Genomic DNA, 21246 nt, shown 5'->3' on the forward strand with positions numbered 1-21246 from the left:
GCCACTTGCTCGAAGGTCACCATTTCCGTGGGATTCATGGACAGCAAGGGAAGGGAGTCGAATGAGTGGAATTGGTCCGCGGCTGCGGGAAGAGCGTGAGCGCCTTGGCCTCACCCAGCGGGTGTTCGGCGACATCGGCGGTGTCGAGCCCAATGCCCAGGGCAAGTATGAAAGTGGTGAGCGCACGCCGCGGGTCGATTATCTGGCCGCGCTGGCCAAGCGGGGCGTTGATGCGCTCTATGTGCTCAGTGGTGCGCATACCCCAGCCCCACTGGACAGCCTGACCGTCGATGAAGACCGCGTGCTGGCGCTTTTCCGCCGACTGCCTGAGGCTGATCAGGTTGCCTTGCGCCACCTGTTGCAGCGTCTGGCTGGAGAGGCGGGCGAGCGCGATGGTGGCCAGGTACGCACATCGGGTCGGTCTGTGATTTTCGACGATGCATTGACCTAGTGACCGCTGCGCGCTAGGAGGCGAAATAGCCAACCAGGTCACTAGGTCAGCAGTGAAAAATTTTGTTAAGGTGGCGGGATCCAATCGCCCCATTGACGAGGTGTCTGTTTGATTAGGGTCTTGGTGGTCGATGATCACGATCTGGTGCGTACCGGCATCACGCGCATGTTGGCCGATATCGATGGCCTGCAGGTGGTGGGGGAGGCGGATTCCGGCGAGTCGGCACTGAAGCTGGCCCGGGAGCTTAAGCCGGACGTCGTCCTGATGGATGTGAAAATGCCAGGCATCGGCGGCTTGGAGGCGACCCGCAAGTTGTTGCGCAGCCATCCGGACATCAAAGTGGTCGCGGTCACCGTGTGTGAGGACGACCCGTTCCCCACGCGCCTGATGCAGGCCGGGGCGGCCGGTTACCTGACCAAGGGGGCAGGGCTGGACGAAATGGTCCAGGCTATCCGCCTGGCCTTTGCCGGCCAGCGCTACATCAGCCCGCAGATCGCCCAGCAGCTGGCGCTCAAGTCGTTCCAGCCCCAGGGCTCGCCATTCGATGCCCTGTCGGAGCGGGAGATCCAGATCGCGTTGATGATCGTGGGCTGCCAGAAAGTGCAGATCATCTCCGACAAGTTGTGCCTGTCGCCCAAGACCGTCAATACTTACCGTTATCGGATCTTCGAAAAACTCTCGGTCACCAGCGACGTCGAACTGACCTTGCTGGCCGTTCGCCACGGTATGGTTGACGCAAGTCTGTAAGGCCCCATGTCTCAAATCTTCGATGCCAGTGCATTCCTGGCGACCTGCAGCGGTCGCCCAGGCGTCTACCGAATGTTCGACGCCGAGGCGCGGCTGCTCTACGTGGGCAAAGCCAAGAACCTCAAGAAACGCCTGGCCAGTTATTTTCGCAAGACGGGTCTTGCGCCCAAGACGGCAGCCCTGGTGGGGCGCATCGCCCAGGTGGAGACCACCATCACCGCCAACGAGACCGAGGCGTTGCTACTGGAGCAGACGCTGATCAAAGAATGGCGTCCGCCCTATAACATCCTGCTGCGCGACGACAAATCCTACCCCTATGTCTTTCTTTCCGACGGTGAATTCCCACGGCTGGGCATTCATCGTGGCGCCAAGAAGGCCAAGGGGCGTTACTTCGGTCCGTACCCTAGCGCTGGCGCCATTCGCGAGAGCCTGAGCCTGCTGCAAAAAGCCTTCTCGGTGCGCCAATGTGAGGACAGCTATTACGCCAACCGCACCCGGCCATGCCTGCAATACCAGATCAAGCGCTGCAAAGGCCCGTGCGTCGGCCTGGTGACGCCAGAGGAGTACGCTGAGGATGTGCGCCATTCGATGATGTTCCTCGAAGGCCGCAGCCAGCAATTGGGCAATGAGCTCAATGCCGAAATGGAAAAGGCCGCCATGGCCCTGAACTTCGAGAAGGCGGCAGAGTTGCGCGACCAGATCGCCTTGCTGCGCCGAGTGCAGGACCAACAGTACATGGAAGGTGGCTCGGGGGATGTCGACGTCGTGGCTGCCTTCGTCAACCCGGGTGGCGCCTGCGTGCACCTGATCAGCGTGCGGGGCGGGCGGGTACTGGGCAGCAAGAACTTCTTTCCCCAGGTGGGCATCGAGGAGGAGGTGGCCGAGGTCATGGCCGCGTTCTTGTCCCAGTACTACCTGGGCAATGCCGAGCGCGAACTGCCGGGCGAATTGATCGTCAACGTGACCCACGAAGACTTTGCCGCCATCAGCGAGGCGGTGCAGACCCTGCGTGGCCGGGAACTGGCCATCAGCCATAGGGTGCGTGGCACGCGGGCACGCTGGCAGCAGTTGGCGGTCACCAATGCCGAACAGGCCCTCAACGCCCGCCTGGCCAACCGCCAGCACATGGCCGCGCGTTTCGAGGCTCTGGCCCAGGTGCTGGGCCTCGATGAAGTGCCCCAGCGCCTGGAATGCTACGACATCAGCCATTCCAGCGGTGAAGCCACCGTGGCCAGTTGCGTGGTGTTCGGCCCGGAAGGACCGCTCAAGTCCGACTATCGACGCTTCAACATCGAAGGCGTGACCGCCGGCGACGACTACGCCGCCATGCACCAGGCCCTGACGCGCCGCTTCGGTCGCATCAAGGACGGCGAGGGCAAGCTGCCCGACGTGCTCCTGGTGGACGGCGGCAAGGGACAGTTGAACATGGCCCGCGAGGTCATGCAGGAGCTTGCCCTGACCGACCTGACCTTGCTCGGCGTGGCCAAGGGTGTGACGCGCAAGGCTGGTTTCGAGACCTTGTACCTCAACGACGTGGCCCACGAGTTCACCCTCAAGGGGGATTCACCGGCCTTGCACCTGATCCAACAGATCCGCGACGAAGCCCACCGTTTTGCCATCACCGGCCACCGTGCCCGGCGCGGCAAGGCTCGGCGCACCTCGAGCCTGGAGGACGTGGCCGGGGTCGGGCCCAAGCGCCGCCGTGACCTGCTGAAACATTTCGGCGGCCTGCAGGAGCTCAACCGCGCCAGCATCGATGAAATCGCCAAGGCGCCAGGCATCAGTAAAAAGCTTGCCGAGTCGATTTATGCCAGCCTGCATAGCGAGTAGAATGCCACCCTCAACCCGCAGCCAGTCGTACCGATGAATATTCCAAACCTGCTCACCGTTCTACGCGTCCTGCTCATCCCGATCTTCATCCTGCTGTTCTATGTGCCCTATCACTGGAGCTACATTGCCGCCAGCACGGTGTTCGCCATTGCCGCCGCCACTGACTGGCTGGACGGCTACCTGGCCCGTCGCCTGCAGCAGAGCACGCCATTCGGTGCCTTCCTGGACCCGGTGGCGGACAAGCTGATGGTCGCGGTCGCCTTGGTGTTGCTGGTGCAGGTGCATGCCAATTTCTGGCTGACGTTGCCGGCTGCGGTGATCATCGGTCGCGAGATCGTGGTTTCGGCGCTGCGTGAATGGATGGCGGAACTGGGGGCGAGGGCGCATGTGGCCGTGTCCAACCTCGGCAAGTGGAAAACCGCCGCGCAGATGCTGGCGCTGGTCATTCTGCTGGCCAATCCACCGGTGCTGACCTTCTGGGTGGTGCTCGGCTACGCCTTGCTGCTGGTCGCCGCTGGCTTGACGCTGCTGTCGATGGTCCACTACCTGGTCGCTGCCTGGCCGCACCTGCGCGAAGGCTCGGAGCAGAAGTAAAAGTTTTTTTGAATCAAAGGGTTGACGTTGTTTTGCAGATCGCTACAATGGCACCCATCACGACGCGGGAATAGCTCAGTTGGTAGAGCACGACCTTGCCAAGGTCGGGGTCGCGAGTTCGAGTCTCGTTTCCCGCTCCAAATTCAGTGTTCATGGGGTGTCACCCGATATCCCGGAACGCTTCCAGAAAAGGCCAAAGATTTTATCTTTGGCCTTTTTTGTTTTTCCCGTTTCCAATACGCCACGCCAGTCAGAGGCGCAAGCTCCCGGCTGAACCAGGGGGATGGGCACCGCCTGGACGTTCGTGCCGTTGGCGGTGCGTATGGTAAGTGTCAGAGCGTCGGCATCACCGGCTCACGTCCGGCGAGAATATCTTCCACACGTCGTTGCAGGGCATCATTGAGCACCTGCGGTTGTGGAATGAGCCAGTAACGTTCCTCCTGAATTCCTTCGAATACCCGTTCGGCGAACTGGTCCGGGGTCAGCCCATGCGCGTCCAGCATCTGACGCATGGTGTCGACGAACCCTCGCACTTCGGGGCGGTCGAGCGCATCGCCAAAGGGATTGTCGAAGATGCCACTACGCACCGGGCCCGGTGCGAGCAGCGACACCCCCACGGGCGTGCCGAGCATTTTCAACTCGCCATGCAGCGACTCGGTCAGGGCGACGACGGCGAACTTCGTCGCCGAGTAGGGCGCCATCAGTGGGCTTGCCAAAAACCCGCCCACCGATGCGGTGTTGATGATGCGCGCCGGCGCATTGCGCTCTAGCATGCGTGGCACGAAGCTGCGCAGGCCGTTGAGCACGCCATGGACATTGACCGCAAAGCTGTTTTCGAAGCGCTCCGGTGAGATCTCCCAGCTAAAGCCCGTGGCCATGATGCCGGCATTGTTGAACAGCAGATCGACACCGCCGAAACGCTGCCAGGTGGCCTCGGCCAGCGCCTCGAGCGCTTGCGGATTGCGCACATCGGTCGGTACGCACAGCGTCTCGGTGTCGAGCGTGGCCGCGACGGCCTCGAGTTTGTCGCGGTCCAGGTCGGCCAGCACCACGCGCATGCCAAGCTTGGCGGCATGCCGCGCCAGCCCACTGCCGATGCCACTGGCCGCGCCGGTAATGACCGCGGTACCGCCTTCGAAACGAATGGATGTCGTCATCTTCGGTTTTCTGTCGGGTTGAGAGTGGACGCCTACCTGCGCAGGCACCCACCATGACCCAGAGGTCGAACCCTCACATCGTCCGTTTGAACGAGAGCCAATGAAGCGCTCAGCTACCCGAAGGTCATGCCTCTGGGGCAGGCAAACGCCGCTCAACTGTGCGCACATGCACTGCGCGTCCACCCAATGCGAGCACCTATGGCTTGGCCTTCCAGGCACCCGAGGCCGCTGCCGCGCGGAATTTGGCGCGATTCTCGGGCGTGTCGGCAGGCTCGGACTCCCCGAAGATCGCCTTCATCCAGTGCCCGTCGGTCGGGTTGGGGAAGACGATGAACTTATCGCCGAACTGGGCACGGTCTTCATCGAGCAACGTGGCGCGCTGCTGGACGTTGTCGACGTAGTACCGGCGTTTGAAGTCGTTGAGGTTGTCGCCCAGCATCAGCAGCACGTCGTGGTGCTCGGCTATGGCCTTTTGCGCAGGCTCTTTGTTGGAGCTTTCGCGCAGGATGGTCACGTGTTCTTTGTCGGCGAAGGGCACCTTCAGTGCGCGCAGGTTTTCGAGTGCGTACGCGTCGGTCTTGTCGCCCTGATCGCGGCTGGATACATAGAAGATTTCCACGCCCTTGGACTTGGCATATTCGAGAAACGCCAGTGCACCTGGTGTCAGGGTCGGGCCGTTGGCGGCGACCCAGCGGTCCCAGAGGGCATCGTCGAAGAAGTCCTTATCCTCGTTCATCAGCGCGCCCCAGTAGGTGTTGCTGCTGAGGATCGTGTCGTCCAGGTCGCTGATGATCGCTGGCGGCTTGGCACCAGGTTTGCGCTCGGCCAGGGCCTGGTCCAGGCGCAGCTTGGCCAAGTTGAAGCCCTGGTAGTACAAGGCACGGTATTCGGCCGCAGTCTGCCGCCAGGCGACGGCGGCGGTCAGCAGGTTGGGCTTGGCGGGGGCGGTATCGGCCAGCGCCAACTGGAAGGGCGCGGCGAGTAGCAGAGCGGTGGTGGCGATTATTGTTCTTGGCGTGGGCATGTACGAGATTCCTTGTCTCACCCGCTGCGGGTCGGCGGGCCTAGGAACCTCGTAACACAAGCCGGGCGGCTGTCTCAATCGCGGTGACGCAATTGGGTAGCAACCTGGCGCCATATCGTCAGGCCCCCGTGAGCTCGGCCAGCAGCTCGTCGCGCAGCTTCTGCAATCGCGGCGCGTGCCGTTCGCGCGGGTGCGGTAGCTCCACGCGCACTTCATGGCGAATGCGCCCAGGGCGAGGGTCCATCACGATGACCCGGTCGCCCAGGTAAAGGGCTTCCTCCACGTCATGGGTCACCATGATCATGCTGCTGCCCTGTTGCAGCCAGATGCGTTGTAGCTCGCGTTGCAGGTGGATGCGGGTCAGGGCATCCAGGGCGCCGAAGGGCTCGTCGAGCAACAGCAGCTTAGGCCGGGTGATCAACGCCCGGGCAATGGCTGCGCGTTGGGCCATCCCGCCGGAGAGTTGGTGCGGGTAGGCGTGCTCGAAGCCTTGCAGGCCGACCAACGCCAGATGCTCGGCGACCCGTTCGGCTTTTTCCCGTTTGCCCAGGCGCAGGGGCTTGAGGGCCAGGGCCACGTTCTGTTCGACGGTTTTCCAGGGAAACAGGCGGTGATCCTGGAACACCAGGCCCCGGTCCAGGCTGGTGCCTTGTACGCGTTCGCCATCCAGATGGATGTGCCCGGCGTAGTCTTGCTCCAGCCCCACGATCAGCCGCAACAGCGAGGACTTGCCGCACCCGCTGGCGCCGACGATGCAGACGAACTCGCCCGGCAGCACCTGCAGATCGATGTCCTTGAGCACCTGCAACGGCTTGCCGTCGATCTGGTAGTGCTTGTTCAGCCCACGAATCTGCAAGGCGCCGGGTTGGCCGAGGGTGTAGGCGGGTAGAACGGAATTGAGCAATGCGGTCATCACGGTCACCTATCGACGAAGAGCGCGCCAGCGCAGCAGGTGCCGGCTGAGGCGGGAGAACAGTTGGTTCATGGCATAGCCGAGCAAGCCGATGCACAGCACGCCGATCACGATGACCTCCATGCGCGAGCCGGTCTCGGCGTTCATCATCAGGTTGCCCAGGCCCATGCCGGTGGAGAGGAACAGCTCGCTGCCCACCGAACTGACCCAGGCGAAGGCCAGCGCGTGCAACACGCCGTTGCACAAGCTGGGCAGAGCGCCAGGCAGGAGGATCTGCGCGAACTGCTGCCAGGGCGACAGGGCATACAGGCGCCCGACTTCCCGGTAGCGTTTCTCCACGTGGCTGAAGCCTTCGAAGGCGTTGAGCGTCATCGGGTAGAACGCCGCCAGAGAGACGATCAATACCTTGGTCGCTTCGCCGCTGCCGAACCACAACGCCAACAGGGGGATCAGCCCTAGGATGGGAACCTGGCGCAGGCCATGGAACAACGGCGCGAAGAGCCGCTCCAGCCAGCGCGACGAGGCCATCCCGGCGCCCAGGGCGAAGCCTGCCAGCACGCCGAACAGCAGCCCCAGGCAGGTGCGTTGCAGGCTGGCCTGCACGCTCAACCACAGCTCGCCGCTGGCCAGCAGCTCGACCAGGCCTTGGCCGATGCGCTCGAGCGGTACGAAGGCATAGGCCTGGCTGGCGCCTTGGCGCGAGGCGATGTCCCAGGCCGCGATCAACAGCAGGGGCAGTACCAGCCCGCGGCCCCGGCGGGCCAATGAAATCAGTCGGTTCATAGGGGTTTCCAGCGCAGCACGCGCCGCTCCAGCAGTCTTAGACCTTGATCGAGGGTGAAGCCCACCAGCCCGGTCACCAGCACACCGACCATCACCACATCGATGCGCAGCATCTGCCGGCTCATCTCGATCATCTGCCCCAGGCCGCTGTCGGCGGCCAGCAGCTCAGCAGCCACCAGCACCATCCAGGCGCGGCTCAGGCCAATGCGCAGGCCAGTGAGGATCGGTGGCGCGGCGGCCGGGAAGGCGACCTGCGTGAGCAGGGTCGGCAGGGGTAGGCGCTGCACCTGGGCGACCTCGAAGTAGCTGCGCGGGATGCCGCGCACGCCCTCGCAGGTCGCAAGGGCCACAGGGAAGAACGTGGCCTTGATGACGATCACGATCTTGAACGTCTCCTCGACGCCGAAGGACAGGATGAACATCGGGATCAGGGCAATCGACGGGACTTGGCGCAGGGTATGGAAGAGTGGCCCGCAATAGGCCTCGACACCGGGCGACAGGGCCATGGCACAGCCAAAGGCAAGGCCTGCGCCGGCGCCGAACACGAAGCCCAGGGCCAAGCGCGACAGGCTGCTGCCCAGGTGTTCGCGCAGCTCGCCGCTGGCCAGCAACTGCTCGAAGGTTTGCCAGACCTCGCGCGGTGGTACCAGCAGCTGGCGCGGGAAGGCGCCGCTGTCGGCCAGCACTATCCACGCCGCGAGCAGCGCCAGCGGCGAGACGAGCAGAGTCAGGTGATGCCAAGGGAGTGTGCGCATCGAGTCAGCCCTCCACGACGATGACAGGGGTCGTACCGCGCCGCACGTGGCGCAGCCAGCAGAACAGGGCGGTGAGCAGCACCAGCGGGGTCCACGCCAAAAACAGGTTGGCCGTGCCGATCCAGTGGCTGATCACCCCACCTAGCAAGGCACCGGTACAGCCGCCAAGCATCCCGGCCAGGTTGAACAGGCCCGAGAGCTTGCTCTTGTCCAGCGGCGAGTCGCTCATCCGCGCCATGTTCACCAAGTGCGCCAGGGCGCTGGCCACGCTCAGCAGCACTGCCCCCGCGGCCAGCCAGGCATAGCCCTGGCCACGACCGAGCAGCAGCAGGCCCGTCACTGCCAGGCCCAGCCCTGCAAGGTAGGTCAGGCGTCGCCCCGCGCGCGTTACCAAGCGGCCAAGGCTGAACAGGCCCAGCACCGCCGCCAGACCCTGGATCATCACCAAACTCACGGCACGCTCCTGGCTCAGGTGTGCGACCTCCATGGCCAGCACGATGACGAAGGTGCCGAACAACGCACCGGTGGCGCCGGACAACAGTTCGATCAGGCAGCTCTCGGCCACCTCGGCATGGCCGAGCAAGGCACGGGACTGGGCGAGGATGCCGCCGTCAATCTCGGGGGCGGTCTCGGCCGGGTTTTCGTGCTCCCAAAAGCCAAGGCTGTACACCGCCATCGAGCCGAAGCACAGCCCGATCACCACGAAGCCCAACGTAAAGCTGCCACCGCTCAGGGCATTGCCCAGTAACGGGCCGAGCAAGCCCATGCCCAGGGTCAGCGCGCCGCGATACCAGCCGGCCTTGTCGCGGCCTATGTGGCGCAACTGACGCAGAAAGGCGCTGTTCATGGCCACGATGCGAAACGGGATGCACAGGCCGATCAGCAGCCGCGCCACGGCCAGCCAGGTCCAATGGGCGAACAGCGGGATCGCCAAGTTCAGCAGCAGCGGCCCGAGGCTGGCCAGAAAGTACACCCGGCGTGCACCGACGCGGGCGATGACGAAGCCCGCCGGCAGGGTCAGCAGCACCATGCCCAGCGACTCCATGGCCGAGATCACCCCCAACTGCAACGGGCTGGCGCCCAGGTGCATGGCGTACAGAGTGGTGACGATCTTCGCCATGCCGATGGTGGCGCCACTGAAGGTCGCCAGGAACATGAAGCTGGCGATGAAGCCGTGCGGCCTAGATGGCGACATTGACGTTCTCCAGCAGGTGCGCCAGCGGCCGGGGTTCGATCCACTGACGCACATCGAAGCGGCGCGCAATGAACCCCCAGCGTTCGAGAAAGTCCGTGAGGTCCTGCAAGGCCTCGATGGAGCGCTCGGCCAGGTTGGTGCGCAGGCGCAGGTGGGCGTCTTCGCCATAGGCCGCCGCGACCCAGTACTCGCTGGTGTTCAGCTCGCGGGCGAGGAAGCGGCGGGTCTCTTCGGGGCGGGCCCAGGCCCATTGCTCGGCACGCAGCACGCTGTCGAGAATCAGCACCGCGGCGTCGAAGTGCTGGTCCAGCAGGTGCTGGTCGACGGTCAGGGTGCGTGGGGTGCCGATGTTGGCGCGCACCAGCGGATCGGGGTGCGAACCGATGTCCACCACCACCCGCAGGCCGAATTCGTCGGCCAGGTGCAGGCCGTGGGCGCCCTTGAGGAAGATCGCGTCGATATCGCCTCGCAGCAGGCCGATCAACTCGTTGTTGCGCTGGCGCACACGGTCGCCGAGGCTGACCTGGGCACCGTGCACGTGGCGCACCGGGTCGTCGCTGTAGGTGCCGCCATAGGGGTAGTCCACCAGCTCCACGTCATGGGGGCTCAGGCCCTCCAGGCGCAGGGCGTTTTCCAGGCCCCGGATGGCCTGGGCACGGGTGAAATCGATCTGCACGTTGGCCCACTTGGGAAGGCCGAAGCGGCGGTTGCGCAGGTCGCGAATACCGCGCACAGGGCTATCGGCGGTGGTGACGATCAACTGCACCTCGTCGCTCCATGACAGGCCCAGCACGCGGGTATCGCGCCCGCTGGCGCGGGCCCAGATGGCCGGGATGTTGCCGCCATGGCGTACCGAATTGTGCAGATGATGGTCGAAGTGCGCCTCACGCACCTCGCGGTCGGAGGATTCGCGCAGGGCCTGGATGCGCGTACCCCAGGGCTGGAAGGCCCGGGCCAGTCGGCCGGATTCGACAGCGATGCCGAGCCCCGTGGGTACCGGACTGTGGGTGTACCAGAGGGTGTCGAGTGGGTTGTTCATGCAAGAGCCTTGTGCGGATGGGCAGTCGGCCCCAGCCTGCGCCGGGGCCAGATGATGCTCAGCTGGCGCGCTTGGCGACGGCGCTGCGCAGGGCGTCCAGCGGGCGCGGGTCGATCCAGTCGCGCACCGCGAAGCGCTCGGGGATGAAGCCCCAGCGGTGCAGGAAGTCGGTGAAGTCCTGCAAGGCCGTGGCGGCGCGCTCGTCGAGCGCGGTGTGCAGGCGCAGGTGCGCGTCCTCGCCGTAGGCCTGGACCACCCAATACTCGCTGCTGTTGGCTTCGCGAGCGAGGTAGCGGCGGGTGTCCTCCGGGTGAGCATGGGCCCATTGCTCGGCGCGCAGCACCGCACCGAGGATGCCCACGGCACTGTCGAAGTGCTGGTCGAGCAGGTGCTGATCGACGCTCAGGGTGCGCGGCGTTCCGTTGTTCGAACGCACCAGCGGCTCAGGGTGCGAGCCGGTGTCGATCACCGTGTGCAGGCCAAACTGCTGGGCCAGCTGCACCGCATGAGCCCCCTTGAGGAAGATCGCATCCACTTCACCGCGCAGCAGCCCGGTGAGCTCCGGGTTCTGCCCGCCACGGCGGCTGCCGCCGAAGGCCCCGAGACCGGCGATGCGCTGGGGCGCTTCATCGCTGAAGGTGCCGCCCTGGATGAAGTCCACCAACTCCACGTCCTTGACCTCCAGGCCTTCCAGACGCAGGGCATTTTCCAGACCGCGGATGGCCTGGGCGCGGGTGAAGTCGATCTGTGCGCCAGTCCAGTGGGGCAGGCCGAAGCGCCGGCCCTTAAGGTCCTTGACGGAGCGGATGCCGCTGTCCGGCAAACTGAGGATCAGTTGCACCTCGTCGGCCCAAGACAAGCCGATCACCCGAGTCTCGCGCCCGCTGGCGCGGGCCCAGATGGCCGGAATGCTGCCCCCGTGGCGCACCGAGTTCTGCAGGCTGTGATCGAAATGCGACTCACGCACTGCCTGGCTGGCGGACTCACGTAGCGACTGGATGCGCGTGCCCTGGTCGCCCAGGGCCTGTTCCAGCCAGCCTTTCTGCAAGGCAATGCCGAGCCCGGTGGGCACGGGGCAGCGGGTGTACCAGAGGGTATCGAGCGGTTGACTCATGATGTGCAGCTCCTTGCAGGGTCAGGCGCTGGCCTTCAGCGCGGTGGGGTGGTCGTCTTGCGAGTGACGGCGGGTCTGCACCAGCGGCAGAACTTCCTGGCCGATGCGCAGGGCTTCTTCCAGGTGCGGATTGCCGGCCAGGATGAAGGTCGAGAAACCGGCGTCGCGGTATTCGGCCAGGCGTTCGGCGACGTTCTCGTGGCTGCCCACCAGACCCACGGTGGGCCCTGGCTTGGCCTTGCCGAAACCGGCCCAGAGGTTAGGGCCCAGGATCAGGTCGTCGAAGCGTTCCAGGTGCTGGTGATAGGCGCTCTGGCGGGCGGCGCCCACCGAGTCGGAGCCGCTGGCGAAGTGCTTAATTGCGGCACTGGTGCGGGTGTCGATCCGCTCGTATTGCTGGCGCAGCTCGCGCCAGGCGGCGTCTTCGGTTTCGCGAGCGAACAGGTCGATGCGGATGCCGAAGCGCACCTGGCGGCCTTGTTTGTCGGCCAACTCGCGGACACGGTCCAAGTGGGGTTTGAGCTTGTCCACCGGCTCTGCCCAGTTCAGGTAGACATCGGCGTGGCGCGCGGCCACGTCCAGCGCGGCGTCGGAGAAGCCGGAGAAGTAGATGCTCGGCTTGCGCTCGTGCTTGAGCCCTGGTGGCAGCGCGCCGTTCTCCAGTTGGTAGATATCGCCCTGGTAGCTGAACTGTTCGTTGCGCCACAGACCCTCGATGATGTCGAGGAATTCACCGGTGCGCTGATAGCGTTTGTCGTGTTCGAGGAAGTCGCCGTTGGCGCGTTGGCTGGCAGGGTTGCCACCGGTGATGATGTTCCACTCCAGGCGGCCGTGGCTGAGGTTCTGCAGGATCGCGGCTTGCTGGGCGGCATAGGCCGGCAGCGTCCAGGTGGCCTGGAAGGCCACCAGGAACTTGATGCGGCGGGTCTCCCGGGCCAAAGCCGCGGCGGCGATCCACGGCTCCGGCCCGGTGGGCAGCAGGGCCCCTTCGAAGCCTGCAAGCTCGGCGGCCTTGGCCACCTGGGCGATGTAGTCGATGTACGTGAAGCCGTCGGCCTCGCCGTTGGGCAGACGCCCGGGGGCAATGTTGCCCGGACGGTAAGTCGGGGCGCCGCGGTTGTTCTTGTCGGTGGCCAGGTAAGGGCCGTCGCTACCCAAGGGTAGGCGCCAGAAGAATTCGGTGCTCATGGCTGTGCTCCAGTGGCTGCATGAAGGAAGGCCCGAACGCATCCAGCGTGGGCTTGCCAGTCATTGAGCAAGGGCTGTGCCGAAAGTCTGGAAGCCTTGTGCAGCAAGGGGTGCAGCGTGGTTCAAGCCGCATCCATGAGCGCGATTGCTGATCCAGCAACACTTGGTCAGCAACGGCTGTTGGCGCCGCAGCAGATGCGGGCCGTACGTGCCGTGGAAATTGATCTTGTAACGGATAAGTGATTGAAAAAACTTGAAATTCAGGAGTGGCACAACTTCTGCTCAGACAGTGCTAGCCCGACTTTCCGAGGCGCTACACAGGAGTTGCACCATGTCCCATCGAATCACCCCGGTACTGCTCGCCCAGCTCGATCGCGTGCGGCACGATTTCGCCAAGGCCTTCCAGGTGTTGCGCGATACCCGCACGCTGAGCGCCACCAATACCTTCCAGGCCTACCTGCGTGTGCCGGACAGCGATCTGGTGATCGCCCTGCACGCCCCAAGCCCCTGGGCCGATGACCCGACCATTCGCGCAGTGGTTGCCAGTTACGATGGCGAGGTGGTGCTGGACGAGACCGCCGACGGCAGTTCCCCCTTGAGCGGACGCAAGGCCGGCGGCAATGGCCAGCGTTACGCCCAGGTGTTCCAGCGGCGTCCTGAGGTGAATGTGGTGATTCACGTGCATACCCCGTACCTGGGGGGCTGGGCCAGTGCGCACCGGGTACTGCCGATCCGCTATGCCGCCTCCCAGCGCGTGACGTTGGCCCGCGAGCTGCCGATCTACATCGACCGTCGCCAGCCTGAACAAGCGTTCATCGTCGAGCGTATCGAGCAGAACCCGTATACACCGGCCATTCTCGAAGCCAATGGCGGCGCCACGTTCTGGGGTGAGTCGTTGTTGCAGGTGTCCAAGTTGATTTTGCTGATCGAGGAGGGCGCGCACTTCCAAGGGCTGGCTGAACTGTTCGGCGGCTCCCAGGAGTTCGGCCCGGGCGTGCTGGAGCAGCAGTGGAAGATGACCGGGCTGTGGGCACAGGGCCAAAAGTTGCTGGAACGCGTGGCCTGATCCCGGCGGCTGCTGCGCAGCCCATTCGCGGGCCTACCCGCAAATGGGCTGCGCAGCAGCCCCGGCGGTGTTGATCAGGGCTGGGTGGCGACCGAAGCCACAGGCACTGTCCAGTACTGCTGCAACTGCAGATTCTGCAACCCTTGCTGCACGAATTTCGGCTCGAGCAAGGTCTCTACGTTCACCGCGCCGCGAATCAACCGAGCCTTGAGGGCATAGGCAATGGCGTCGGTGTAATGCTGGCGCAGCGCCTGGTCGTACAGGGGGCTGAAATGCTGCGCCCAAGGCTGGCCCTCGGCTTCGCGCTGCAACACGCTCAAAGGTTGTCCGGACTGCGCCTGGTAGGCCTGGTACGCCGCCTGGTTCTCTGGCTGCGCGGTCCAGTGGGCGGCCTTGAGGTAGGCATCGACCACCAGTTGGGTAATCTCAGGCTGCTGGGCGATGAAATCCTTGGCGCCCCACAGTTCGGCGCGCATCCGCCAGTCAGCGGGGGCCTGCTTGCTCGACCAGATGATGCGCCCGACCTGCTTGTCTTCGAGCAGATACGCATCGCTCAGGGTGAAGAGCGCATCGACACGCCCCGCACTGAGCGCAGCGGCACCGGCCTGGGGGTTGAGGTTGAAGATGCGAAAGTCATCGAACCGCAGCTGGTTGGCGTCGAGCAACTTGGCGAACGAGAGCTCCCAGGGCCGCCCGCGGTGCAGGGCGATGCGCTTACCCTTGAGGTCGGCGATGGATTTGGCCGATGACCCCGGCGGCACCACCAAGTACACGTTGTTGCCGCTGCCGCCAGGCACGATCAGTTGGGTCGAGACGCCTGAGGCATTGGCGATGATCGACGGCAGGTCGCCATAGAAGGCGAAATCGATACGCCGGTTGGCGAACTCTTCGTTGACGAATGTCCCCACCGAGGCAGTGGCGGCCGGTACCCATTGGAGTTTGATGTTGCGCTGGGCCAGCTGCTGTTCGAGCCATTTGTCCCGATCCATGACGTAGGACGGGCCATTGAAGATGGTCTTGCCGGCATTGGCATAGGCCACGGTGGCGATGCGCACGGTCTGTGGTTCAGCCGCCTGGGCCTGGGCCGTGAGCAACGCGGCGGGCAGCAGCAGGTGACGCAGCAGCCGGGGCAGGGTAGCGATGGGCATGATGGGCTCCTCGAGCAGGCCCGCGGCACATGCCGCGGGCGTTGGGGTCAGAATTCGGTGGTGACGGAAACGCCGAAGGTGCGCGGGTCGCCGAACATCACGCCGGCAGTTTGGAAGCCGCCCGGCAGGGTGTGGTTGCGGTACTCCTTGTCGGTCAGGTTGCTGACATAGGCGCTCACTTGAGTGGTGTCGCCGGGCAGCTCGTAGGTGATCCGCGCGTTGCCCAGGGTATAGCCGCCGCTACGCATGTTCTGGCTCTGGTCGTTGGAGAAGAAGTACTGGCGGCTGCGGGTGTTCCAGTCGGTGCCCAGCACCAGTGCGCCGCCGACTTGCAGCGGGATGCGGTAGTCCGCGCCGATCACCGCCGAGACGTTCGGTGCGCGGACGAACTTGTTGCCCGAATAGTCGTTGCTGCCGGAGGTGTAGTCGGTGAACTCGGTGTGCAACAGACCCAGGGCGAAGTTCAGGTGCAGGTTTTGCACTGGCACCGCTTCGAGCTCGAACTCCGCGCCGTACGCCTCGCCCTCGGCACCGTTGGCCAGGCGCGAGACGGTCTGGTTGTTCACCGCGCTGACGATATTCAGCTGGATGTCTTCATAGTCGTAGTAGAACAGCGCGGCGTTGGCGTTCAGCCGCCCATCCAGCCACTCGGACTTCACCCCCAGCTCGTAGGAGGTCAGGTATTCCGGGTTCACCGTGGCCACGGTCGCCTGGCTGGTCGCGCCGGTGTTGTAACCGCCGGAGCGGAAGCCATAGGCGTAGCGCAGGTACACCCGCGCGTTGTCGGAAATCTGGTACTCGGGGGTGAGATCGTAAGTCCAGTCGCTCCAGGTGTTGTGCTCGTCCTGCACAGCGTTGACCACCAGCGGGCTGGACACGCTGCCAGGCTTCCACCAGTCGCCGTTGGAAAAGTCAGCCTGGCCCTGGTTCTGCACCCGGCGCAGGTCGATGTCCTTGGTTTCGCGGGTCCAGCGCAGGCCGGCGGTGATGCTGAAGTCCTCGGTGAAGCGGAACGTGCTGCTGCCGAAGACCGCGTAGCTCTCGGTGCCCTGGTTGTAGCTGAGGTTGTTGTAGTAGCGAGGGATGAACGGGTTGTCCAGGGCGGCGCTGGCGTTGCGCGAGTCGAGGTCCTCGTTGAAGTAGTGCAGGCCCACCACCCAGTTCAGCCGGTCCTCGCGCGGCGAGGCCAGGCGCAGCTCCTGGGACCACTGCTGGCTGTCGGCATAGGCGTAGCTGCGTTGCAGCTCGAGCGGGGTGTTGTCCGAATCGCTGAAACCGTCGCGTGTGAAGTGCTCGAACGCGCTGATGGAGGTGAGCGTCAAGTCGCCCAACTGCCAGTTGAGGTTGAGGTTGGTGCCGACCTGGTCGATCTGCACTTGGTATTTGGCGTTGTAGTTGACCTTGCCCTGCTTGGGATCGATACGGTAGCCGAACTGGTTGCTGCCATCGGGACGCAGGCCATAGCTCACGGTGCTGTAGCCGCCGGTGTCGTGATAGCTGCGGGCATGCAGGTTGAGGTTGGCCTCCAGATCATCGTTGATGTAAGCCAGGAACTGCAACCGCGCGGCGTCGTCCTCGAGCGCCCCTTGGTCGTTGTGGTCGGCGATGTTCTCGTTGTAGCCATCGCGGCCCTGATGGCGGAACGACAGGCGTGCGGCCAGGCGATCGCTCACCAGGGCATCGCTGATGGCGCCTTCGAGCACACGATCGTCATAGTCGCCATAGCCGGCCTTGGCATAGCCAGAGCGTTCGAAGGTCGGCTTGCGCGAGATGAAGTTGATTGCGCCGGCGGTGGTGTTCTTGCCCCAGAGGGTACCTTGGGGGCCGCGCAGGACCTCGACGCGCTCCTGGTCGAACAGCGGGAAACCTGTGGCGCTGATGTTGGCGATGTATACGTCATCGACATAGATGCCCACGGGGCTCACGGTATTGGCGCCCTGATCGCCGGTGCCCAGGCCGCGAATCCACCAGCGCGGCCGGCCATGACCCTCGGTAGTACCGGCCGAAGCGTTGGGGATGAAGCGTGTGACCTCGTTGGCCGATTGCAGCGAGCTGTCGCGGATTTTGTCGCCGCTGAGCACTGAAATCGAAGCTGGAACTTCCTGGGCGGTCTCCTCGCGCTTCTGCGCGGTGACCACCACCTTGGACAAGGTAGAGCCGGTACTGTCGACGGTGGTCGACTCACTGGGCGTAAGGCTTTCGTCAGCCTGCGCCGTTAATGCGGGCAGCCCCCCCAGGGCGACGGCGATGGAAAGTGCGGTGCGTTTGAACATGCTGATCCCCAATGGCATTCGGAACGGACGTCGTGCAGCGGTGTGGCTGCGTTGTCGTAATGACGGTGCGTGCGTCCGTTGGCTGGCGCGCATGGCATCCGGCGCGTCCTGGTCTGGCAGGACACCTTGGGGTAGGGCAACAACCGTACCGGTTTTCATTTTTGTTGGATAACTAATTGAATTTATTGTGATTTTCTTGATTTTGGCGGGCTTATCGCATGGGCTGGGGGATCTGCGCTGGCAGCAAGGGTTGCTGCTGCTGTGCTGCTGGTGCAACAGTGCCAACAAAGTTATAAGCAAATGAATATTTATAATTATTTTGTAATAAGGATTTTCGGGCACTATCGACCCATTGCCTGCCAAAGGACTTGCCGCCATGTCGCTGCTCACCCATCCCCACGCCCGAGAACTGAGCAAATCGGTGCGTGCCACCGTGTTGGTCTTCGAGGACCCGCGCTCGCGCGAACTGCTCAGCCGCATCGAGCGCCTTGCCCCCAGTGAAGCCAATGCGTTGATCATCGGCGAGACGGGCACGGGCAAGGAACTGGTCGCCCGCCATATCCATCAGTTGAGCCGACGCGCCCGGGCGCCGTTCGTTGCCGTGAACTGCGGCGCGTTCCCCGAGAGCCTGGTGGAGAGCGAGCTGTTCGGACACGAGAAGGGCGCCTTCACCGGGGCCACCTCCAGCAAGGCCGGCTGGTTCGAGGCGGCCAATGGCGGCACGCTGTTTCTCGACGAGATCGGCGATCTGCCACTGAACATGCAAGTCAAGCTGCTGCGGGTGCTGCAGGAGCGCGAAGTGGTGCGCCTGGGTTCGCGCAACGCTATCCCCATCGACGTACGCTTGGTGGCGGCGACCAACGTCAACCTGGCCGATGCCGTGGTGGCCGGGCATTTTCGCGAGGACCTGTTCTACCGCCTGCACGTGGCGACCATCCGCCTGCCGCCGTTGCGCGAACGGCCCGGGGACATCCTGCCGCTGGCCAGGTTCTTCGTCGAGGAGCATTGCCAGCGTCTGGGCTACCAGCGCGCCACCTTGAGCCCCGAGGCCGAACGCAAGCTGCTCGGGCACAGCTGGCCTGGCAACATCCGCGAGCTGGAGAACGCCATCCACCATGCGCTGCTGGTCTGCCGCCAGCAGCGGGTTCAGCCGGGCGACTTGCACCTGGCCGACATGCGCACCCCTGCGTCACGCCATGAGGCGCTGCCCGCCCCGCCCCTCGAAGCGAGCCTGGATGCTGCGTTGCTGGCGTTGTACGAGCGCAACCTGCCGGACCTCTACGAGCACATCGAAGAGGCCGTGTTTCGCACGGCCTATCACTACTGCCATGGCAATCAGTTGCAGACCGCACGGCTGCTGGGCATCAGCCGCAACATCGTGCGGGCTCGGCTGGAGCGGATCGGGGAACTGGAGCCTTCCAGCCGGACATTGAAAGCCAATGAGCGGTGGCTGGCGTCGGGGTGAGTGGCAAGTGGCAGGCTGTCCTGGTCAGGCACCAGGACAGCCTATGGCATCAGAAGCGGTAGGCCAGGCTGGCTTCCAGGGTACGAGGGGCACCTGGGGTGATCAGGTCCACCGAGCCATGGGCAGAGGCGTAGTAGTCCCGGTCGAATGCGTTCTTCAAGCGCAGCGCCATGTCCCAGTGCTGTTCGCTGTACAGCAGCGCGGCATCGAAGGTGGTGTAGCCAGGCATCACCACACGGTTGTCCAAGGCGGTGTAGCGCTCGTCCACATAATTGGCGCCGGCGGCGACGCGCCACTGTGCGTTGAGGCTGCGTACCAGCCAGAGGTTGGCGCTGTTGCGTGGAGTGAGCGTTGGGGTCTGGCCTTCGTTGGCAATGCCGTTGGTCTTGGCGTTGGACTTGATGATTTCTGCATCCAGGTAGGCGTAGCCGGCATAGACCTGCCATTTGTCCGAGAGCTGACCGGTGACCGTCGCCTCGAAGCCGTCGGTACGCTGCTCGCCGGCCAGGATGGTCAATCCTGGGACGACCGGGTCTGGGGTCCGCATGTTGGTGCGCTCCAGGCGGAAGATGGCTGCAGTCACCGCCAGCTTGTTGTCCAGCAAGTCCCACTTGGCGCCCAACTCGTAGTTGGTGGTTTTCTCAGGCTCCAAATCCGCGTTGCCGGCGTTGACGGCAAACATTTCCCCTGAAGGCTGGTAGCTGCGGCTGACGGATACGTAGTACGACTGGATCTGGTCGGGCTGGTACACCAGGCCCACGCGTGGGCTCCATGTCTTGTCGGTACGGTCAAGGTCGACGTCGTCGGCACGGATGTCGTCGTACTCCTGGCCGAAGATGTCATACCGCACGCCGACCAGCGCTTTCCAGTGCTCGTTCAGCTCGATCAGATCCTGCACGTAAAAGCCTGCGGTCTGCTGGTAATTGGTGCCCTTGGAGGTCAGGTTGGCGGCATGCTCCGGGACCGGGACCAAGCCGTCGCGATACACCGGTACCTGAGCGACGTTGTTCTGGCTGAACACGCGTTGGTATTTGTCTTGATAGCCCACTTCCACGCCATACAGCAGGTTGTGCTGCATGCCGGCCAGTTGCGCCTGCTGCTTGAGCTCAGTCTGGTTGAACACGCCGTACTCGTCGCGGGCCACGTTGCCGCGGTTGAGTTTGACCAACAGCTCGCCGTCCGGCGCGGTGACGAAGCGGGTCGGGCTGCTGTCGGCCAGGGTGTTGTTGCGGTCCAGATCGTAGTGGTAGTAGCGGCTGGTGTTGGTCAGGGTGAAGTCGTCGTTGATGCGGTAGTCCAGGCTCGCGGTGAAGGAAAACACTTCGCTGCGGGCGTAGTCTTGGTCGGCGTCGCCGGAGCCGAAGCGCTTGTCGCGGTCCACATCCACCGGGCGGTTGCCCAGGGCCGGGATACCGAAGTCGATCAGGCGTTTGTCGTACAGGTAGGTGGCACCCAGGTTCAATTCCAAGTCGTCAGAAAGACGGAAATACGCCGACGGTGCGATGGCCTTGCGATCAATGTAGCCATCGTCGCGGAAGGTGTCGCTGTCCTCGAACGCGCCGGTGAGGCGATAGGCCTGGTTGCCCTGCGGGTCGGCATAGCCGGTGTCGAACTGGGTGCGGCGCTTGCCTTCGGTGTCGAAGGTCATCCCCACTTCGTGTTTGGGCGCAAAGCCTGGTTTCTTGCTGACGCTGTTGATCAAGCCACCTGACGAACCACGGCCGTAGAGCACGGCAGCCGGGCCTTTGATGACCTCGACGCGCTCGATATTGGACAGATCGCGAAAATACAAGGCGTCGTCGCGAACCCCATCGATGTACATATCGCCGATAGCACTGAAGCCACGAATGGTGACCTGGTCGCGTTGGCCATCGCCGTTGGAGAGTCCGACCCCGGGCACGTTCTTGAGCACGTCTTCCATGGACTGTGCGCCTTGATCCTTGATCACGCTCTCTGGCACCACGTTGACCGTCTGGGGAATGTCGCGCAGGGGCGCATCGATCTTCAGGGCACTCTTGCTTTCGCTGGCCTTGTAGCCTTGCTGCTCGTAGGCACCGGTGACCGGGGTCGCTGGCAAGGCCAGCGTTTGCTGGGTTTCAGCGTAGGCGGCAGGGATTACCAACAGGCCCAGCATCGACAGCGATGCTGGGGCGACAGACTTTTTTGCCATTACGAATCACTCGCGTTGTTGTTTTCTGTCGCAAATAGTAACGATTCACAAATGTAAAGCAAGTGTAAAGAAGCGCGCACTCAATCGAATGCTTACGCATGGCGAGAGCGGGCAAAGGGATGTCGTTGGAGGGTGTCGGGGTCTGTGCTACAGACCTAGTCCAAATGGAGGGTGCATCGGGCGTTCGCGTAAGGATAGGTTTGCTAGCACCGTCCGCGACCGGACAAGCAGCAGGCGGCCCCCGGAACGTTCAAGGGCAGGGGGCTGCGAGGGCGCGCACCTGCCCAAGGTGCAGCAGATGAAAACAGCGTCTGGTGGCAACCATCCCAGGGAG

The 21246-nt window shown here is 63.9% G+C and carries 18 protein-coding genes and 1 tRNA gene; 7 read left to right on the forward strand and 12 right to left on the reverse strand.

Annotated elements, in window-relative coordinates; all coding sequences use genetic code 11:
• Positions 1-61 precede the first annotated feature (61 nt).
• The 5 genes from BLS27_RS15835 to BLS27_RS15855 all read left to right on the forward strand — a co-directional run bounded on the left by BLS27_RS15835 (position 62) and on the right by BLS27_RS15855 (position 3762).
• Positions 62-451 (forward strand): helix-turn-helix domain-containing protein, encoded by a 390-nt coding sequence (locus BLS27_RS15835; RefSeq protein WP_043209197.1) that lies wholly within the window; start codon positions 62-64, stop codon positions 449-451.
• Between the two features lie 108 nt (positions 452-559).
• Positions 560-1198: a response regulator transcription factor GacA gene (gacA, locus tag BLS27_RS15840; protein ID WP_043209199.1), complete on the forward strand. Its 639-nt coding sequence runs from the start codon at positions 560-562 to the stop codon at positions 1196-1198.
• Positions 1199-1204: 6 nt separating this feature from the next.
• Positions 1205-3028 carry an excinuclease ABC subunit UvrC gene (gene uvrC / locus BLS27_RS15845; RefSeq protein WP_070571852.1) on the forward strand — a complete coding sequence of 608 codons (1824 nt, stop codon included), beginning with the start codon at positions 1205-1207 and terminating at the stop codon, positions 3026-3028.
• A gap of 33 nt (positions 3029-3061) precedes the next feature.
• Positions 3062-3622, forward strand: a complete 561-nt coding sequence (gene pgsA / locus BLS27_RS15850) for a CDP-diacylglycerol--glycerol-3-phosphate 3-phosphatidyltransferase (RefSeq protein WP_043209203.1) — start codon at positions 3062-3064, stop codon at positions 3620-3622.
• Positions 3623-3686: 64 nt separating this feature from the next.
• A tRNA-Gly gene (locus tag BLS27_RS15855) sits at positions 3687-3762 on the forward strand.
• A 192-nt stretch (positions 3763-3954) separates the two neighbouring features.
• Here BLS27_RS15855 and BLS27_RS15860 read toward each other — a convergent pair.
• From BLS27_RS15860 to BLS27_RS15900, 9 genes are all read right to left on the reverse strand, one after another.
• A complete protein-coding gene (locus BLS27_RS15860; protein WP_043209205.1) occupies positions 3955-4779 on the reverse strand; it encodes an SDR family NAD(P)-dependent oxidoreductase in 825 nt (274 codons plus the stop codon).
• 196 nt (positions 4780-4975) lie between these two features.
• The gene (locus BLS27_RS15865; protein WP_043209208.1) at positions 4976-5803 is read right to left on the reverse strand and encodes a 5'-nucleotidase, lipoprotein e(P4) family; all 828 of its coding nucleotides are present in this window, start codon (positions 5801-5803) and stop codon (positions 4976-4978) included.
• 118 nt (positions 5804-5921) lie between these two features.
• Positions 5922-6716, reverse strand: a complete 795-nt coding sequence (locus BLS27_RS15870; protein WP_043209210.1) for an ABC transporter ATP-binding protein — start codon at positions 6714-6716, stop codon at positions 5922-5924.
• 9 nt (positions 6717-6725) lie between these two features.
• Positions 6726-7499, reverse strand: coding sequence for an ABC transporter permease (locus BLS27_RS15875; RefSeq protein ID WP_178113765.1), 774 nt, complete (start codon positions 7497-7499; stop codon positions 6726-6728).
• Complete coding sequence (locus BLS27_RS15880) at positions 7496-8254, reverse strand: ABC transporter permease (protein ID WP_208599414.1); 759 nt, start codon at positions 8252-8254, stop codon at positions 7496-7498. The genes BLS27_RS15875 and BLS27_RS15880 overlap by 4 nt, the downstream gene beginning before the upstream one ends.
• Before the next feature lie 4 nt (positions 8255-8258).
• A complete protein-coding gene (locus BLS27_RS15885; protein ID WP_090345576.1) occupies positions 8259-9449 on the reverse strand; it encodes an MFS transporter in 1191 nt (396 codons plus the stop codon).
• Positions 9436-10488 carry an ABC transporter substrate-binding protein gene (locus BLS27_RS15890; RefSeq protein WP_090345578.1) on the reverse strand — a complete coding sequence of 351 codons (1053 nt, stop codon included), beginning with the start codon at positions 10486-10488 and terminating at the stop codon, positions 9436-9438. Before BLS27_RS15890 ends, BLS27_RS15885 begins: the two co-directional genes overlap by 14 nt.
• Before the next feature lie 58 nt (positions 10489-10546).
• Positions 10547-11602: an ABC transporter substrate-binding protein gene (locus BLS27_RS15895; protein WP_090345579.1), complete on the reverse strand. Its 1056-nt coding sequence runs from the start codon at positions 11600-11602 to the stop codon at positions 10547-10549.
• Positions 11603-11623: 21 nt separating this feature from the next.
• Positions 11624-12790 carry an LLM class flavin-dependent oxidoreductase gene (locus BLS27_RS15900; protein WP_043209223.1) on the reverse strand — a complete coding sequence of 389 codons (1167 nt, stop codon included), beginning with the start codon at positions 12788-12790 and terminating at the stop codon, positions 11624-11626.
• A gap of 331 nt (positions 12791-13121) precedes the next feature.
• Here BLS27_RS15900 and BLS27_RS15905 point away from each other — a divergent pair, with 331 nt between their 5' ends.
• Positions 13122-13856, forward strand: a complete 735-nt coding sequence (locus BLS27_RS15905) for a class II aldolase/adducin family protein (protein WP_090345581.1) — start codon at positions 13122-13124, stop codon at positions 13854-13856.
• A gap of 74 nt (positions 13857-13930) precedes the next feature.
• Here BLS27_RS15905 and BLS27_RS15910 read toward each other — a convergent pair whose 3' ends face one another.
• Together BLS27_RS15910 and BLS27_RS15915 are read right to left on the reverse strand one after the other, a co-directional pair.
• Positions 13931-15004, reverse strand: coding sequence for an ABC transporter substrate-binding protein (locus BLS27_RS15910; RefSeq protein ID WP_232095229.1), 1074 nt, complete (start codon positions 15002-15004; stop codon positions 13931-13933).
• Positions 15005-15051: 47 nt separating this feature from the next.
• The gene (locus BLS27_RS15915; protein ID WP_090345790.1) at positions 15052-17277 is read right to left on the reverse strand and encodes a TonB-dependent receptor; all 2226 of its coding nucleotides are present in this window, start codon (positions 17275-17277) and stop codon (positions 15052-15054) included.
• Between the two features lie 376 nt (positions 17278-17653).
• On the opposite strand from BLS27_RS15915, the gene BLS27_RS15920 reads away from it, so the two are divergent.
• Positions 17654-18742: a sigma-54 interaction domain-containing protein gene (locus tag BLS27_RS15920; protein ID WP_090345584.1), complete on the forward strand. Its 1089-nt coding sequence runs from the start codon at positions 17654-17656 to the stop codon at positions 18740-18742.
• A 49-nt stretch (positions 18743-18791) separates the two neighbouring features.
• Here the strand turns inward: BLS27_RS15920 and BLS27_RS15925 are convergent, their stop codons facing one another.
• Complete coding sequence (locus BLS27_RS15925; RefSeq protein WP_208599415.1) at positions 18792-20912, reverse strand: TonB-dependent receptor; 2121 nt, start codon at positions 20910-20912, stop codon at positions 18792-18794.
• Positions 20913-21246 lie beyond the last annotated feature (334 nt).

Source organism: Pseudomonas guariconensis (assembly GCF_900102675.1).
Classification (GTDB): domain Bacteria; phylum Pseudomonadota; class Gammaproteobacteria; order Pseudomonadales; family Pseudomonadaceae; genus Aquipseudomonas; species Aquipseudomonas guariconensis.

Coding starts and splice junctions, on each gene's coding strand:
- BLS27_RS15835 (WP_043209197.1), top strand. CDS start 62: ATGAGTGGAATTGGTCCGCGGCTGCGGGAAGAGCGTGAGCGCCTTGGC.
- uvrC (WP_070571852.1), top strand. CDS start 1,205: ATGTCTCAAATCTTCGATGCCAGTGCATTCCTGGCGACCTGCAGCGGT.
- pgsA (WP_043209203.1), top strand. CDS start 3,062: ATGAATATTCCAAACCTGCTCACCGTTCTACGCGTCCTGCTCATCCCG.
- BLS27_RS15860 (WP_043209205.1), bottom strand. CDS start 4,779: ATGACGACATCCATTCGTTTCGAAGGCGGTACCGCGGTCATTACCGGC.
- BLS27_RS15865 (WP_043209208.1), bottom strand. CDS start 5,803: ATGCCCACGCCAAGAACAATAATCGCCACCACCGCTCTGCTACTCGCC.
- BLS27_RS15870 (WP_043209210.1), bottom strand. CDS start 6,716: ATGACCGCATTGCTCAATTCCGTTCTACCCGCCTACACCCTCGGCCAA.
- BLS27_RS15875 (WP_178113765.1), bottom strand. CDS start 7,499: ATGAACCGACTGATTTCATTGGCCCGCCGGGGCCGCGGGCTGGTACTG.
- BLS27_RS15880 (WP_208599414.1), bottom strand. CDS start 8,254: ATGCGCACACTCCCTTGGCATCACCTGACTCTGCTCGTCTCGCCGCTG.
- BLS27_RS15885 (WP_090345576.1), bottom strand. CDS start 9,449: ATGTCGCCATCTAGGCCGCACGGCTTCATCGCCAGCTTCATGTTCCTG.
- BLS27_RS15890 (WP_090345578.1), bottom strand. CDS start 10,488: ATGAACAACCCACTCGACACCCTCTGGTACACCCACAGTCCGGTACCC.
- BLS27_RS15895 (WP_090345579.1), bottom strand. CDS start 11,602: ATGAGTCAACCGCTCGATACCCTCTGGTACACCCGCTGCCCCGTGCCC.
- BLS27_RS15900 (WP_043209223.1), bottom strand. CDS start 12,790: ATGAGCACCGAATTCTTCTGGCGCCTACCCTTGGGTAGCGACGGCCCT.
- BLS27_RS15905 (WP_090345581.1), top strand. CDS start 13,122: ATGTCCCATCGAATCACCCCGGTACTGCTCGCCCAGCTCGATCGCGTG.
- BLS27_RS15910 (WP_232095229.1), bottom strand. CDS start 15,004: ATGCCCATCGCTACCCTGCCCCGGCTGCTGCGTCACCTGCTGCTGCCC.
- BLS27_RS15915 (WP_090345790.1), bottom strand. CDS start 17,277: ATGTTCAAACGCACCGCACTTTCCATCGCCGTCGCCCTGGGGGGGCTG.
- BLS27_RS15920 (WP_090345584.1), top strand. CDS start 17,654: ATGTCGCTGCTCACCCATCCCCACGCCCGAGAACTGAGCAAATCGGTG.
- BLS27_RS15925 (WP_208599415.1), bottom strand. CDS start 20,912: ATGGCAAAAAAGTCTGTCGCCCCAGCATCGCTGTCGATGCTGGGCCTG.